This window comes from Pasteurella pantherarum, assembly GCF_049670885.1.
GTDB lineage: Bacteria > Pseudomonadota > Gammaproteobacteria > Enterobacterales > Pasteurellaceae > Pasteurella.
This window is the reverse complement of the sequence record NZ_CP187173.1, coordinates 1,142,139-1,156,572: the sequence shown is the minus strand read 5'-3', so window position 1 is coordinate 1,156,572 and position 14,434 is coordinate 1,142,139. Positions and strand designations below refer to the sequence as shown.

Genomic DNA, 14,434 nt, shown 5'->3' with positions numbered 1-14,434 from the left:
GATATTCAATAGTAAATTTATCGTATTTGAGATTAAGGAGTATTTATGAGCGATTTTATAGGCGGCAAGGAAGTCATAGAACGGATCAAAAAAGCTTATGGGTTTACTAAACAGATCGATCTCGCTAAACATTTAACAATTCCGCAAAGTACTTTTGCAACGTGGGGTTCTCGCGGTATTTTCCCTGCTGAACTTGTTATACGTTGTGTTATGGAAACAGGGGCAAGGCTCGAATATGTAGCACGGGGGATTGAACCGATTTTTGATGACTCTATGAATATGAAATATTTTCATTCATTCAATTTAGAAAGCGGAAAACTATTCATAGACGCAAACAAGCCGTTTTTACTGAACTTTCTTCCACGCTTAGAAAGCCGTGCAAGTTATGAACAGTTATTTTGCGTAAGCGAAAACAAACGTACTTTTTTTATTAATCCGAATTACGACACACTGACCGACGGTGAATACTTCGTTTTAGTGGAAAACTCGCACTTAATCCGCTATTTAACCGTGTTGCCTGCGGGCAAGGTGCGTGTAGACGGGGGGAAATTCTCGTTTGAGTGCGATCTTGCTGATATTGAGATCAAAGGGAAAGTGATTTTAAAAATGGAGAAATGCTAATGAAACGCACGCTCACGCTTGCACTACTGCCGCTTTCTGTTTTCGCTAAAGACTATTCCCCACTTTTAATCAGTGGCGGTTCAATGAATGATAAGCCCACAGTTTCGATTTATTTCGGTGACGACCCTGAACGGGATTATTTTGACTTGACTATGTACTGTGATTTATTTGATAGCCCTGACGCCCCAGACTTTACTATTTACGATGACGGCAAGCCGTCTTTAAGACTGACGCACTATAAGAACGGGGCTTACTTTCTTAATTCTTCAAAATTCGGCACGCATACCGATCTGAAACTCTCTGTTAACAAAGAGAAAAAACAGGTTATTTTCAACATTGGTGGCACTGTGCTTGACGTTGAAAAACAAAAACTGATTGAGATCAGCCCGCATGATGTTGCTTTGTCAAAATCGCAGTGGGGTGAAGTTAAAAAATATTGTTCGGTTAAATAATTATGGGCGTAAGAAAAGATAATACCAAAGGCGGGAAATGGCTTGCCGAATTTTATCACGACGGCAAGCGGGTGCGGAAATGGTTTGCAACCAAGGGAGAAGCGACCCGTTTTTTTAATCAAGAACAAGCGAAAAATGCGACGCAAAGCGAAAAAGTGCGGGTCGTGTTATCTAACGATCTTGCCCCGTTGAGCCACTACGCACAGGAATGGTTCGAACTTTACGGGCAAACGCTGAACGACGGGCAAGCCCGTTTAAATAAATTATTAAATCTTTGCACGCACCTCGGCGACCCGCCTGCTAATAAATTCACAACGCAAGACTTTGCGGAATATCGCAAAAAACGCCTTGCGGGCAAATTTTCAGCAGACCCTAAACGACCGCCGAAACAATCCACAGTCAACCGTGAGCATGCTTACCTGCGGGCGGTGTTCAATGAATTAAAATCATTGGGCAAATGGGCGGGCGATAATCCACTAAGTGAAATTTCACTATTCAAAGAAAACGAAACTGAACTGGCGTTTTTATACGGTGATGAAATCCGCCGTTTAATTGACGAATGCGACAATTCAAGAAATAAAGATTTAGGCTTGATCACGCGTATTTGTTTAGCCACGGGAGCTCGTTGGAGTGAAGCGGAGCAGTTAAAGCAGTCGCAAGTTATCCCTTATAAGATCACGTATATAAACACGAAAAGCGGGAAAAACAGAACAATCCCAATCAGCCCTGACTTATATAATATGCTGCCGTTACGTCGTGGGCGGTTGTTCGGTGACGCTTATGAAGCGTTTGAAAATGCGGTAGATCGGGCGGGCATTGATTTACCAAAAGGGCAATTGACGCACGTTTTACGCCACACTTTCGCCAGTCATTTTATGATGAACGGGGGAAACATTTTAGTGCTAAGAGAAATTCTCGGGCACTCGACTATTGAAATGACAATGAAATACGCCCACTTTGCCCCCTCGCATTTAGAAAGTGCTGTACAACTAAACCCGCTTGAAAATCCTTCAACTCGTCGCTAAAAAGGGATTATTTTTAAAAATCCCTTGTTCTTTTCTTAAAATCATATTATATTTTTGTGGCTTTCTTGGTGGCTGTACTCGCTAACATTCATCAATATTTACTAATATGCGTTATAGCTAAATTGTTATTTTTACGCAAATAATTGATTTTTAAAGATATTAGAAAGGATTTAAAATCCCTCGCTTTTCGAAGCGTGCCAGTTCAAGTCTGGCCTCGGGCACCATTTAAGCTTTTCAAATTTTTTTCTTTTCTTATTATTTGTTATTTTTCTTGCTCAGGATGAGCGAAAAGGCAACTTCGAGATTTTCAATCGAATATCTAATCACTTTTTGTATCAATAATAAATATCAGCTATTTTTTAGGTGTTTTTTATTGTTTTTATAAAATTCATTCCTCCATTTTTTAGTTTTTATCTAAAAAATCGCCATAAAGTTATAAATGTCTTATTTGTAACTTCGCCTTTTTGTGCCTATTATCTGGTACGACCAGTTATTGTATGTGGAACTTTTCCTTTTTTTTAAGAAAAAAGTAATTAGAATACGCGCTAGATTATTTAGTGATGAAGAACCCGTTTTTTTATCAGGTACTAAAAGTCAGATAAAGGCTTTTCAGGGTAGAAAAGTATCATTTATTTATTTTCAAAATTAGGAGCATATACAATGTTGAACAAATTAACTACCAAAGCATACATTTCAGTAACAGAATCTTTACGTCGTTTCAAAGAAAACCAAAGCGGTGTAACAGCTATCGAGTACGGCTTAATTGCAGTAGCAGTAGCAGTATTAATCGTAGCGGTATTCTATAAAAATGATGGTTTTATTGATTCATTAAAAAATCAATTTAATACCTCGTTAAAAGGCACCATTACAAACGCAGGTACTAAAATTACCAATTAATCATAATTTTTTATGAATTATCTATATAGATATACTTTAACTAACCCTTAGTTACTGAGGGTTAGTTAATCGTTATCATGGGATTTTTAATCAGTAGATGAATTTATTTTCTTGGTTTTATTTTAAATTTCAAAAGGTTGTTAAGTCAAATCAAGGTGTAACTAGCATTGAATATGGCTTAATTGCGGTTGCTGTTGCGGTATTTCTTGTCAGTATTTTATCAAGTGATAATAGCTTTCTCGTTGCATTAAAAGAGCAATTTTCTATTTTATCGAAAACGGTTACGAATGCTGTTTCTGGCATAAACTAACCATAACTAAGGTTTAAAATAATGAATGGATTTGTTATTTTATCGCTTCACCTTCTCACAATGTTATTGCTAATCAGACTGTCTTGGACGGATATTCGATACAGAATCATTAGCAATAAAATTGTCATTTTACTTTGTCTGATTATGTTACCGTTGAGTTGGATAAAGTACGAACAAGTCTTTATTTTTCCAGCATTGACTGCATTAGCCATTGGTTTCCTGTTATTTAATCTCCGCGTGATGGGGGCGGGGGATGTAAAATTGATTGCCGCATTAATGCTTGCGATTCCACACGAACAAATTATCTCTTTTTTCTTTTTTACAGCCTGTTCGGGACTATTATTAATAATCATAGGATGGATTTTTTTTAGAAAATCAATTCAACAACGCCATTTGCCATACGGCGTGGCGATCAGTCTTGGTTTTTTAATGAATTTGGTTTTGTTTAGCTAATTGCTTGCCATGCTTACGCTTAGCAAAAATTATTATCGTCATAAGTATACAACTAAGGATCAAAAATGAATTACAGAATGCTCTTTGTTATTTCATTAATTACATTGGTTGTTGGGATAGGGGGAATTCTTTTTATGCCAACAGAAGATGAAAGGGTAGATGAAAAACCGCAACCTTCTCTCATACAAGAACAATTAGGAAAAAAAGCAGAAAAAATGATTGTGCTTGCTGAGTTAAAGCGTGATGTCAGTAAAAGTACATTACTTCAACCTGAGGACTATAGCTTAAGCCAGATCACCGTATCGGAAGATAACCCGCTCATTAATAACGATCTCAGTGAGGCAGTGAATTCCTCACAAGGATTACAAGGCTATTTAGTGGCGGAGAATTTAAAAGCAGGCTCGCTTCTTTCTAAAAATATGGTGATTTCGCCTAACGACCACCGTTTTTTACTCGCAAGCCTAGATGCCAAACAAGAAGTGGCGTACCGCATTTATGTTGGTGCCGATGAACGTTATCTGTTCGACACCATTCATAGTGGGGATTATGTGTCAGTGTATAACCAAAAAGCAGCTTTAGATTCTCGTAATGTGTATGAAAAAACGGATTTGGTTAAAGTGTCAGGTAAGCTGTTAGTGTTACAAACCAAACAATTTCAACAACATGCTGATCAAGAAAATACAGGCTCCCAAAGTGAAAGTGGTCATAAAGATTATATTGGGTATGTCAATGTAAAAATTAATGCAGAACAAGCGAAAAAGTTTTATACCTTAGATAAAGAATCAAAATTAATTATTTTGCCAGAAACACATGATGAGCAAAATATTAATCACCGTGGCGTGTTTATTAGAAAATTAAGAGGTCAATAATGTTTATCCAATACCAGCAAGTAAAAGCAAAATGGATTTCCTGCTTAATTGGAGCAATTTTTGCGTTATCGTCAACGGTAAGTTCTGCAAAAACCTTCAATCTAGAGCAAGGCGGCACACAATTAATTCAAACCAAAGAGAAAATCGATACCATCTTTGTTTCTTCACCAAATGTGGCAGATTATGAGATTTTAGACGATAACTCATTCATCATTTATGCGAAGCAACAAGGGCGTGCAGAGATTTCAGCCTTTGATACAAACGGCAAGGCTTTAACCAATGATGTGGTGAATGTGGATTCGTTGTTTACAGGCATTTCAGACACCAATCAACAAATTAAAGCCCGTTTCCCGAATACCAACCTTTCTGTCAAGAAAGTTGGTAAAGCTTATGTGATTGAAGGAAAAGCTCGCTCTCAAGAAGAAAGTGATGAAGTACATCGCATTGTTGGTGAAGCTTTAGGGACAGGTAAGCAAGTGACCTCTGCGACCTTTAATGGTGAAAATGGTTCTGAACCTTTGCCTTTCTTAGACAAATACCAATTTGAAGGTGTGGTCAACAATGCTCACGTGGATGAAACAACACTTATTAACGTCAAATTAACCGTGGTTGAAGTGAATAAAAACTTATCTGAAGCGGTGGGGATTAACTGGAGCCGTTTAACTGGTGGCACTGGCATTTTAGATGGCGTGTCGAAAGTAACGGGGTTTGATGGTATCCAAGGATTACTCAAAATTGATGCAAGTGGTGTATCTGCGTTTATTAATGCATTAGATAACCAGAATAATGGCCGAGTATTGGCAGAGCCGAATATTTCTATGTTATCAGGTGAAACAGCAGATATTTTGGTCGGGGGAGAAATCCCTTTTGCCCAGCGTGATAAAGACGGTAATGCCACTGTGATTTATAAAGATTTCGGTGTGAAATTAGTGGTTGGGGCTAAATTACAAAAAAATAACCGTATTCGTTTAGCCTTGGATCAACGTGTGAGTACCATTGCAGGAAACTATACATTTAATAATGTCGGGGATATTCCGTATTTTAATACACGTCGTGCAAAATCTATTTTTGAAGTCGCAGATGGTGAAAGTTTCATTATTGGTGGGTTATTTAACTCAAGTGATGTTGAGCGTATTAATAAAGTCCCTGTGTTGGGTGATATTCCGATCTTAGGTGCTTTTTTCCGTAATGCGAAAACAGAGCGTGATGATCGTGAGTTAGTGATTGTTGCAACGGTCAACACAGTAAAACCGGTTCAAGAAGATCAAATTGTTTATCCAACCTTTGAACGTACAGGTACAATGGAGCGTTTCTTTAATGTAACGCCATTTAAGGATGTGTATCATAAAACATTAACCTCTAATTTCTTGAAAAATGGAGGATTTATTCAATGAGAAAATTAATTAATATGTTGTCTGTGGCATTATGTTTTGCTTCTGTCAATGCCTTTTCTGCTGTCAGTGAGTTATCCAATCATGCCCATTTAGCACAGCCAACACAAAGTAAAGATTTTTATAAAACCCAATTAGTCAATCGTTATGTCTTATCTGATTATGAAGACGTCACTTACCATAATTTAATGCGTTCAGTGATTCGTGATTTGGGGAGTGATAAAAGTAAACGAGTCCATCTCATTTGGAAAGATAAGACAGCTAAAAAAAGTGCGGTCAAAATTCGTGATGTTTTAGTGAAAAAAGGGATTGATAGTAAACGTGTTGTACTTGAACGCCAGCATAAACAGGCGGTATACCCTGTTTATGTAGAAGTGGCTCGAATTGGTGCGAAGAAAACCAATTGTCGTGTCAACACGGGTGAAGATATGATGAGTTGGGATGGTCAAGATTCTTGTGCAAGTAAAAATAATCATCGTATCCAATTGAAATACTAATGGAAGGTTTTAGTTATGTTATTACTTGATAAGGAAAGTGTTGCGATAGATAGTGCTCGTACGATCGTAATTGTATCTCATCGTGAAGAAATTCAAACACAGGTCGCACAGATTCTACGTACGCGTGGTTTAGAGAATATTGAAATTAATAAAAGTGATTTTTTAGCTGAACAAAATATTACATTTTCGGCAGAAGAAACGCTTGGTGTCATTATTGATATTAGTAATGAAACCGATGTTAAAACCATTTCTGAATTAGTGTACAGCGTGATCCCACAACACGTATGGTGCTGTATTGTGGGGGACAGTGATTCCATTTCATTATCACAAAAATTATTAGAAGAAGGCATTTTGTACTTCCATACTGATTCCCAATTGAATCAGATGGCTGAAAAAATTGTTTCTGGTGTCAATATTCCGCTTGTTCGTCATACTGTTAAAGTTGGGGTCTTAAGTTGTAAGGGCGGAATTGGTGCCAGTATGATCAGTGCTTATATTGCGAATCAAATTGCATTAAGTAAAAAAGTTCCCGTATTATTAGCACAAGGGACAAACGGTACACAAAATTTAGATTTACTTTTTGATAAGAAAATCCAAGGCGATGTGGTTGAATACAGTGCGAATTTAGATTTGTTTACAGGTACACCGACAAGATTGTCACTTTCTACTTTAGAGAAATACAATTTCGTGATTTATGATCAACCTATTTTCAATGTCAAAAAGGATGATTTCTCGAAATTTCTAGAATATAGCAACAGTTTTGTCTTAGTGGTTGAACGTCGGATTGATTCACTCCGTGTAGCAAAACAATTTTTAGATGAGTGTGATCGTATCCGTAATGCAACAGGTAAACCAATTCGTACCTTTGTATGTATTTCAGATTCCCGATTAGAAACCTCAAAATTAATGGCAAAAAATGATGTTGAGACGTTGCTGAAATGTCCTGTGGATGCGGTTATTCCTTTTTTAAAGAATACCAATGCCAAAACCGTATTGGGCATCAATTTAGGTCGTAACGGCAAAAAAGAAATCGGTTCGTTAGTGATGAAAGTGATTGGTGCAGTATCACGTAAAAGTAAATCAAAAGAAAAGCAAGGGGGATTACTTTCCTCGCTTTATCGCTCAATAACGAATAACTAAGTGAAGACTAAACGATGTTAACAAAAGAACAGCAAATTTTTTTCAGAAATGAGTTACTCAGTAATTTAGATATCGAGAAAATCGATCAGCTTCAAAGTGATAGAGAAAGGCTTGTTGACGAATTGACCCAAATTGTTTATCGGGTCGCAGGGACAAGTGGAACTTATGTGACTTCTGCTGATGCACTAGTCATGGCGGAAATGATTGCTGATGAAATTGAAGGTTATGGTCCTATCCGTGAATTAATGGAAGATGAAACCGTCAATGATATCTTAGTGAATGGACCTGACAATATCTGGGTTGAACGTGCAGGTATTCTAGAAAAAACGAATAAAACTTTTGTTAGCAATGAACAGTTAACGGATATTGCAAGACGACTTGTCGCCAAAGTGGGACGTCGTATTGATGATGGAAGTCCATTAGTGGACTCACGTTTACCTGATGGAAGCCGTCTTAATGTGGTTATTGCACCCATTGCATTAGACGGAACCTCTATGTCAATACGTAAGTTTAGTAAGTCTAAAAAGTCCTTACAAGAATTGGTGAATTTTGGTTCAATGACAAGAGAAATGGCAAACTTTTTAATTATTGCCGCACGATCTCGAGTCAATATTATTGTATCTGGCGGTACGGGTTCGGGTAAAACGACATTATTAAATGCGTTGTCAAACTATATTTCTCACCAAGAGCGTGTGGTGACATTGGAAGATACGGCAGAGCTTCGCCTAGAACAACCACATGTTGTTCGCTTAGAAACCCGTTTAGCAGGGGTAGAGCATACTGGGGAAGTCACCATGCAAGATCTTGTGATTAACGCTTTGCGTATGCGTCCCGAACGTATCATTGTGGGGGAATGTCGTGGTGCTGAGGCATTTCAAATGCTTCAGGCGATGAATACGGGGCATGATGGTTCAATGTCAACACTGCATGCGAATAATCCTCGTGATGCCACTGCACGTTTGGAAAGTATGGTGATGATGTCAAATGCCACCCTACCTTTAGAAGCGATTCGTCGTAATATTGCTTCAGCCGTTAATATTATTGTTCAAGCATCACGCCTTAATGATGGTTCAAGAAAGATTATGAATATCACTGAGTTGATGGGCATGGAAAATGGACAAATTGTGTTACAAGATATTTTCACTTACCAGCCAAGTAAAGAGCGTGATGCCAATGGAAAAATTATTGGTGAATTTATTTCCCATGGTTTATTAACTCGTTCTGTCGTCTATCAAAATGCACAAGTCTTTAATCTAAGTGCAGAATTACAGAGTATTTTTGAGGGCAGTTAAATGAACTTTATGTACTATTTTATCCTTGCTTTTGGGGTATTTTTATTACTTTACACCTCAAGGGGATGGGTGAGAACACGTAAAAAAATTAATGAACATGAAACGTCATTTAAGAAAACGACTTCCATTCTTTCCTCAATAAAGAAAAAAGCTATTTTATGGCAGTATTATTTTGTTGCTGGGGATAAAAAGAAGTTATTACGTAATATTATTCTGAGTTTTCTCGTGTTTCTTGCATTGTTTTATATCAATGTGTTTTATATCCGTCTACCGAGATGGCAATTTATCTTACTCTTTATAGTTATCTTTGTCTTACTTGTGTGGAAATTAGGTGAACGCCGAAATCAAAAAATGTTTAATGCGATGTTCCCAGAAGTGATTCAAATTTTGACGGCAGCAGCCAGTTCTGGGGCGGGCTTATTACAAGCATTGGAACGCTGTGGTCGAGACTTAACAGGGCAATTGGGTGAGGAATTTAAAATCATTCATAAAAGACTCGCTATCGGTGAAGATCCGGTTACGGTGTTTGAAGACAGTTATAGTCGTTATCCCTATAAAGAATTTTACTTTTTTATCACAATTATTCGTACCAACCTTTCTAAAGGTGGGCAAATCCGTGAGGTGATTTCTCGTTTAGGGCGAATTATTGCCGATGCAAAGAAAATGGAACAGAAAAAACGTGCGATGACCTCATCAGAAGCTCGTATGTCTGCCATGATTGTAGCTTCTTTCCCGATCGGTTTTTTCTTATTCATGCAATTTACGATGCCAGAAAACTTCGATTTTTTAATTAATGATCCTTCAGGGCGTTATGTTTTATATTATGTTTTTGGTAGTGAATTAATTGGGATGTTAATTATCTGGTGGTTGATGAGGAAATCGACATGACATTAAAAATATTTCTCATTTATCTCTTATTGATTATTTTTGGTTTTGTCGTGCTATTCTTTGCGTTTTCGCATAAAAAGAAATTAGAAAGAGGCAGAGAAGTCCTTGCTGGTGAACGACCAAAAGATAAAAGCAGTGATGAGGTTCAGAAAGGAAAAAGTAAACAACAAATTGAATTAGAGCTGTTATTAATTAACAATAACCCTGTTTTGAAGTTTTTAGGGATTGTGGATAAAAATATCAAAGTCAAATTGTTAATTATGTTTACGTTGGCGGGATTGTATTATCTGTATTCTCTAGGGCAAGAATCAGCGGATTGGTTGACAGTATCGGCTTTGATTCTGGTCGTCACCATTTTAATTCCAGGTATGCTGACTAACTCTATTTTGAAAAGTAAAATCAAAAAGATTATGGTGGATTTACCTGGCTTTATTGATTTAGTTGCGGTAAATGTACAAACAGGGATTAGTATTGATGCAGCATTAAAGCAAGTGGCAATTGATTTTAAAAAGCTCAACCCGGATTTAACCTATGTGATGTTGCGGATTATCCGTAAATCAGAAATCACTGGGTTATCTTCAGCCTTGTTGGATTTATCTATTTCTTTGCCAACAACAGAAGTGCGTATGTTTTGTTCAGTACTACAACAAAGTCTTAACTTTGGTTCTTCGATCTATAATCATTTAATTCAATTATCTGCCGATATTCGGGAGTTACAGTTATTAACAATCGAGGAAAAATTAGGGACCTTAGCAGCCAAAATGAGTATTCCATTGATTTTGTTTATTATGTTCCCGATCATCATCTTAATTTTAGCGCCAGGTATCATGAGGGTATTTCCAAATGTTTTCTAAATTAACTAAAAATGCGTTATTGTGCAGTCTAATTATTGCTATTTCTGCATGTTCCACTTTTTCTCAGCATAAAAATGTAAAAGCAGGTGACAAAGAATCCATTGCGACAAAAGAAACACTTTATGAAAGCACAGGCAACTATAATGGGTTAATTTCATTGTATCGTGATGTGCTTAAAAATAAAGAAGATCCACAAGTTCGTTATAAATTAGCGGAAGCCTATTATGCCAAAGGAGATAGTGCCTCTTCATTATTATATTTAGAACCGTTATTAACGGGTGATGCACAAGTGAATGATTTTGCACGTATTCTACAAGTGAAAAATTTAATTCAGAAAGGGCAGTATAAAGAGGCGGTATCAACAGCCAGTACGATTTTAGCCAAATCCCCTAGAAATGGTGAAGTGTATAATTTACGGGGAATTGCCTTTGCACAATTAGGGAACTTACAAAATGCCCAAGAAGACATTAATAAAGCAAGAGAATTTTTTATTAATGATGTTGTGGCAGTCAATAACCTTGCGATGGTTCATATTATTAATGGTGATTATCGTAACGCTTCGGCGTTATTGTTGCCACAATATTTAAATGGTGTGAAAGAGCCACGATTAGTACATAATCTTGTTTTTGCCTTGGTGAAAAGTGGCGACCTTGATTATGCCAAAGATATTATTGTTAAAGAGCGTTTAAATTCATCACCAGATGATTTAATTAATGCGTTGAAAAAAACCGAACGTCGTTCTACTGCGGTTCGTAAATAATAAAAAGGTTTTCCTATGAAACGTTTTATATCAAATAAAAAAGGGGTATCGACTATTGAGTTTGGGCTCACGGTGGGTATTTACTTTTTTGTTGTGATGATGATTTTTGAATTCTGTCGTTTAGCTATTGCAACAACGTATTGGGATCTTGCTATCGCTGAAAGTGTACGTATTACTAAAAATACGGAAAACAAAACACATGATTATAAAACTTTTTTTAAAGCGACATTGGAAGCACAGAAAGCGTTACAAGATACATCAACAATGGGCTATTTAGCACAAACAGGAAACAGTGAAATTAAGGTTGATGTGAAATATGTTGATTGTCCGCAAGAAAAGGAATGTGTGAAGGCATTGTTAGCTAATCGTTTTCGTGAGCCAAAAACAAAAGATGGCAAGATTATTTCGCCAACAGGGCAAAATGCTACCCTTGCTTATTATACTTTAACCTATGATTATAGATTTGTTGTGCCATTGCCGTTTATTCCAACCTCATGGACTCAATCTATCCTTAATCGTGAATTTGTCGTGGTACAAGAATATGAACGCTCAAGCTTTTCACGCCCGAATTAAACGCTTTTTTATCAATAAAAAAGGCTCAGTAACCATTGAGTTTATTTTTATGCTGATGTTTTTAACCTTTGTTTTTGCATTTCTTGCAGACTTGGTGATTTTGCGTTCTACAATGGGCAAATTAGATAATGCATCCTATGCCATGGTCAATGTTTTACGTGAACGTACACAACTCTATGATCGAGAATATAAAATTACAGCAGAAGATCATAAACAGTATGAGCAACTTGCTAAAAAATTACTTTATGGTGATAAAAATAGCCAAAAACCTGTCGGTTTAGTGATGGAATATTGGTCTAAGGATGACCAAATTACCTTGCCAAGCTCAACGCCTCAGTGTGAGCCTTATCGAGCTTTGTCGAGTGTCTCTTATTTATCACCGAATTCAGAAATCAATAACCAACGGAAAATTCCGCTTTATCAAGTTACACTATGTGTAGAGACTCACAGTTTCTTTAAAGCCATTTTACTTGATAAATCCTCTCATTCACTTGGGTGGTTGCGTTCTTCCTCAATGTCGGTTGCGAGATAATTTCTTGAGGGAATTTTATGAAAAAATATTATTGGACTAAGCATTGGACTAAGCGTTGTGTTCAAGCATTAAAAGATTTTCAACAAAATCAAAGTGGAGTGTATGCGGTACTGACTGCATTACTGAGCTTTCCTTTATTGGTATTAATTGCGTTTACCGTAGATGGGACAGGGATTATTCTTGATAAAGTTCGTTTAACACAAGCGACAGATCAGGCTGCGTTGTTACTCGTTGCAGAGAATAATTCTTATCGTAAAAATACTGGCCATGCAGATGTGGTGAATCAACAGGTGACGCAAGATGAATTAAAAAAATTCAATGGGGATAAACTTTCAGCACAGCAAGACAAGCGTAATCAAGAATTAATTCAAGGGTTGGCGAAAATGTATCTACGTTCTGATGATAAAAATCAGCAAGATAAATCTAAGCCAGTGACGATTGACACTCCTTTTTATTATGATTGTAAAGAATTTGATTTACGTAATCCTCAAAATCAATATTCCCGTCGTCGTCCTGTGGTGTGTGAAGTACAAGGTAACGTAAACCGTGAGTTTTGGATTCCATTAAGTGCAGAACTTGTAAAAACACAAGTCACACAAAATGGTCGCTTACCGATTAATTCGGGCATGTCTTATGCGGTGAAAGAAAAAGGCATTGTGATTCCTGTGGAATTGATGTTGGTATCAGACTTTTCTGGTTCAATGGATTGGGTTATTGGGAATGATTGGGTTTATGAGCCAATAAATAAGAAAAAAATTGTAATTTTAAGAAAGGTGGTAAAAGATATTCAGGGAATTTTATTTCCATCTAAAGATAGCAAACAAAGCACTGAGGTGAGTCCGTACAATAGAATGGGATTTGCGACCTTTGCCGCAGGAGCGCGTCAACGTGGAGATACATCAGAGTGTATTATGCCTTATTATGTGAAAGATCAAGAAATGGAGTTTCGTATAAATAGAGCAGATGTTAAGAAGTTATCACTGACGAGAGAACCTAACAATGCTGACTGTGAGCAAAAAACAGCACGATATTCTAATGGAGAGTCGTTTAATTTTGAAGTATGTAAAGTTAAAGGGGTTCCAAAAACAGTGTTTCAGCAAGTTTTAGATCATGCTTTATTTCTTTCCTCCAATTTAATGTTTAAAGATATTTTAGATGTTAAGAAAACCGTTGATCAGGTGGATAACTTTACTGGGCAACGAATTAATGACTATAATTTTAAAGTTTCCAATGGTGGGCTATGTCTAGGCGGAAATGACAAAGTAGAGACGACTCGTGCATGGTTTGATCGTAACAATCCGAATATTTCTGAAGCGTTGGACAAAGTGAAACCTGAGGGGGGAACAGCCGCTTCAGCAGGATTATTAATTGGTGCCAACCTTTTAATGGAGAAAAATACGGATGCAGAAGCTCAACCAGAGAGATTGGGAACCAACACGCAACGTATTCTAATGGTGTTATCCGATGGTGAGGATAATCAGCCTTCAGGTGACACCTTAGTAACATTGCTTAACGCAGGATTATGCCAAAAGATTCGTGATAAAGCGGACACACTACAGAATAAAAATTATGAAAAACTGCCTACCAAAATTGCATTTGCTGCCTTTGGTTTTAAACCACCCGCTGATCAGAAAAAGGCATGGCAAGACTGTGTGGGAGAAAATAATTATTATGAACCAAATAGTGAAGAAGCTTTATTAGAAGCCTTTAAACAAATCTTAAGCTTTGAGGAAGAAGTGGGTCGTTCTTCCATTAAGAAACCAACATTTTAGTATAAGCTTATCAGATCATTAAGTCTGTTGTATTGAAAAGATGCACCTTAATCCGATTAATGGATTAGGGTGCATTTTTTATGTAGGGAATGAAAAAATACCCTATCA

17 protein-coding genes are annotated in these 14,434 nt (G+C 37.0%); all 17 read left to right on the top strand.

The window, feature by feature from the left end; all coding sequences use genetic code 11:
- The first annotated feature begins 45 nt into the window (after positions 1–45).
- The 17 genes from ACPEEM_RS05445 to ACPEEM_RS05365 all read left to right on the top strand — a co-directional run bounded on the left by ACPEEM_RS05445 (position 46) and on the right by ACPEEM_RS05365 (position 14,326).
- Positions 46–621 carry a phage repressor protein CI gene (locus tag ACPEEM_RS05445; RefSeq protein ID WP_424408044.1) on the top strand — a complete coding sequence of 192 codons (576 nt, stop codon included), beginning with the start codon at positions 46–48 and terminating at the stop codon, positions 619–621.
- A complete protein-coding gene (locus ACPEEM_RS05440; protein ID WP_424408042.1) occupies positions 621–1,073 on the top strand; it encodes a hypothetical protein in 453 nt (150 codons plus the stop codon). The genes ACPEEM_RS05445 and ACPEEM_RS05440 overlap by 1 nt, the downstream gene beginning before the upstream one ends.
- A gap of 2 nt (positions 1,074–1,075) precedes the next feature.
- Positions 1,076–2,098, top strand: a complete 1,023-nt coding sequence (locus ACPEEM_RS05435) for a site-specific integrase (RefSeq protein ID WP_424408040.1) — start codon at positions 1,076–1,078, stop codon at positions 2,096–2,098.
- A gap of 660 nt (positions 2,099–2,758) precedes the next feature.
- The gene (locus tag ACPEEM_RS05430; RefSeq protein WP_424408038.1) at positions 2,759–2,995 is read left to right on the top strand and encodes a Flp family type IVb pilin; all 237 of its coding nucleotides are present in this window, start codon (positions 2,759–2,761) and stop codon (positions 2,993–2,995) included.
- 97 nt (positions 2,996–3,092) lie between these two features.
- The gene (locus tag ACPEEM_RS05425; protein ID WP_424408036.1) at positions 3,093–3,305 is read left to right on the top strand and encodes a Flp family type IVb pilin; all 213 of its coding nucleotides are present in this window, start codon (positions 3,093–3,095) and stop codon (positions 3,303–3,305) included.
- 21 nt (positions 3,306–3,326) lie between these two features.
- Positions 3,327–3,758 carry an A24 family peptidase gene (locus ACPEEM_RS05420; protein WP_424408034.1) on the top strand — a complete coding sequence of 144 codons (432 nt, stop codon included), beginning with the start codon at positions 3,327–3,329 and terminating at the stop codon, positions 3,756–3,758.
- Between the two features lie 65 nt (positions 3,759–3,823).
- Positions 3,824–4,627 (top strand): flp operon protein C, encoded by an 804-nt coding sequence (locus tag ACPEEM_RS05415; RefSeq protein ID WP_424408032.1) that lies wholly within the window; start codon positions 3,824–3,826, stop codon positions 4,625–4,627.
- The gene (locus tag ACPEEM_RS05410; RefSeq protein ID WP_424408030.1) at positions 4,627–6,021 is read left to right on the top strand and encodes a type II and III secretion system protein family protein; all 1,395 of its coding nucleotides are present in this window, start codon (positions 4,627–4,629) and stop codon (positions 6,019–6,021) included. The genes ACPEEM_RS05415 and ACPEEM_RS05410 overlap by 1 nt, the downstream gene beginning before the upstream one ends.
- Complete coding sequence (locus tag ACPEEM_RS05405; protein WP_424402815.1) at positions 6,018–6,515, top strand: protein RcpB; 498 nt, start codon at positions 6,018–6,020, stop codon at positions 6,513–6,515. Before ACPEEM_RS05410 ends, ACPEEM_RS05405 begins: the two co-directional genes overlap by 4 nt.
- 15 nt (positions 6,516–6,530) lie before the next feature.
- On the top strand, positions 6,531–7,655 hold the full coding sequence (locus ACPEEM_RS05400; RefSeq protein ID WP_424408028.1) for a pilus assembly protein: 1,125 nt from the start codon (positions 6,531–6,533) through the stop codon (positions 7,653–7,655).
- 14 nt (positions 7,656–7,669) lie between these two features.
- Positions 7,670–8,947, top strand: a complete 1,278-nt coding sequence (locus ACPEEM_RS05395) for a CpaF family protein (protein ID WP_424402817.1) — start codon at positions 7,670–7,672, stop codon at positions 8,945–8,947.
- The gene (locus ACPEEM_RS05390; protein WP_424408026.1) at positions 8,948–9,835 is read left to right on the top strand and encodes a type II secretion system F family protein; all 888 of its coding nucleotides are present in this window, start codon (positions 8,948–8,950) and stop codon (positions 9,833–9,835) included. It begins immediately after the preceding gene.
- Complete coding sequence (locus ACPEEM_RS05385; RefSeq protein ID WP_424402819.1) at positions 9,832–10,689, top strand: type II secretion system F family protein; 858 nt, start codon at positions 9,832–9,834, stop codon at positions 10,687–10,689. Before ACPEEM_RS05390 ends, ACPEEM_RS05385 begins: the two co-directional genes overlap by 4 nt.
- On the top strand, positions 10,679–11,449 hold the full coding sequence (locus tag ACPEEM_RS05380) for a tetratricopeptide repeat protein (RefSeq protein ID WP_424402820.1): 771 nt from the start codon (positions 10,679–10,681) through the stop codon (positions 11,447–11,449). The genes ACPEEM_RS05385 and ACPEEM_RS05380 overlap by 11 nt, the downstream gene beginning before the upstream one ends.
- Before the next feature lie 15 nt (positions 11,450–11,464).
- The gene (locus ACPEEM_RS05375) at positions 11,465–12,022 is read left to right on the top strand and encodes a TadE/TadG family type IV pilus assembly protein (protein ID WP_424405646.1); all 558 of its coding nucleotides are present in this window, start codon (positions 11,465–11,467) and stop codon (positions 12,020–12,022) included.
- Complete coding sequence (gene tadF, locus ACPEEM_RS05370; protein ID WP_424405648.1) at positions 11,991–12,554, top strand: tight adherence pilus pseudopilin TadF; 564 nt, start codon at positions 11,991–11,993, stop codon at positions 12,552–12,554. The genes ACPEEM_RS05375 and tadF overlap by 32 nt, the downstream gene beginning before the upstream one ends.
- A gap of 17 nt (positions 12,555–12,571) precedes the next feature.
- Positions 12,572–14,326, top strand: a complete 1,755-nt coding sequence (locus ACPEEM_RS05365; protein ID WP_424405650.1) for a pilus assembly protein TadG-related protein — start codon at positions 12,572–12,574, stop codon at positions 14,324–14,326.
- Positions 14,327–14,434: the final 108 nt, after the last annotated feature.

Coding starts and splice junctions, on each gene's coding strand:
- ACPEEM_RS05445 (WP_424408044.1), top strand. CDS start 46: ATGAGCGATTTTATAGGCGGCAAGGAAGTCATAGAACGGATCAAAAAA.
- ACPEEM_RS05440 (WP_424408042.1), top strand. CDS start 621: ATGAAACGCACGCTCACGCTTGCACTACTGCCGCTTTCTGTTTTCGCT.
- ACPEEM_RS05435 (WP_424408040.1), top strand. CDS start 1,076: ATGGGCGTAAGAAAAGATAATACCAAAGGCGGGAAATGGCTTGCCGAA.
- ACPEEM_RS05430 (WP_424408038.1), top strand. CDS start 2,759: ATGTTGAACAAATTAACTACCAAAGCATACATTTCAGTAACAGAATCT.
- ACPEEM_RS05425 (WP_424408036.1), top strand. CDS start 3,093: ATGAATTTATTTTCTTGGTTTTATTTTAAATTTCAAAAGGTTGTTAAG.
- ACPEEM_RS05420 (WP_424408034.1), top strand. CDS start 3,327: ATGAATGGATTTGTTATTTTATCGCTTCACCTTCTCACAATGTTATTG.
- ACPEEM_RS05415 (WP_424408032.1), top strand. CDS start 3,824: ATGAATTACAGAATGCTCTTTGTTATTTCATTAATTACATTGGTTGTT.
- ACPEEM_RS05410 (WP_424408030.1), top strand. CDS start 4,627: ATGTTTATCCAATACCAGCAAGTAAAAGCAAAATGGATTTCCTGCTTA.
- ACPEEM_RS05405 (WP_424402815.1), top strand. CDS start 6,018: ATGAGAAAATTAATTAATATGTTGTCTGTGGCATTATGTTTTGCTTCT.
- ACPEEM_RS05400 (WP_424408028.1), top strand. CDS start 6,531: ATGTTATTACTTGATAAGGAAAGTGTTGCGATAGATAGTGCTCGTACG.
- ACPEEM_RS05395 (WP_424402817.1), top strand. CDS start 7,670: ATGTTAACAAAAGAACAGCAAATTTTTTTCAGAAATGAGTTACTCAGT.
- ACPEEM_RS05390 (WP_424408026.1), top strand. CDS start 8,948: ATGAACTTTATGTACTATTTTATCCTTGCTTTTGGGGTATTTTTATTA.
- ACPEEM_RS05385 (WP_424402819.1), top strand. CDS start 9,832: ATGACATTAAAAATATTTCTCATTTATCTCTTATTGATTATTTTTGGT.
- ACPEEM_RS05380 (WP_424402820.1), top strand. CDS start 10,679: ATGTTTTCTAAATTAACTAAAAATGCGTTATTGTGCAGTCTAATTATT.
- ACPEEM_RS05375 (WP_424405646.1), top strand. CDS start 11,465: ATGAAACGTTTTATATCAAATAAAAAAGGGGTATCGACTATTGAGTTT.
- tadF (WP_424405648.1), top strand. CDS start 11,991: ATGAACGCTCAAGCTTTTCACGCCCGAATTAAACGCTTTTTTATCAAT.
- ACPEEM_RS05365 (WP_424405650.1), top strand. CDS start 12,572: ATGAAAAAATATTATTGGACTAAGCATTGGACTAAGCGTTGTGTTCAA.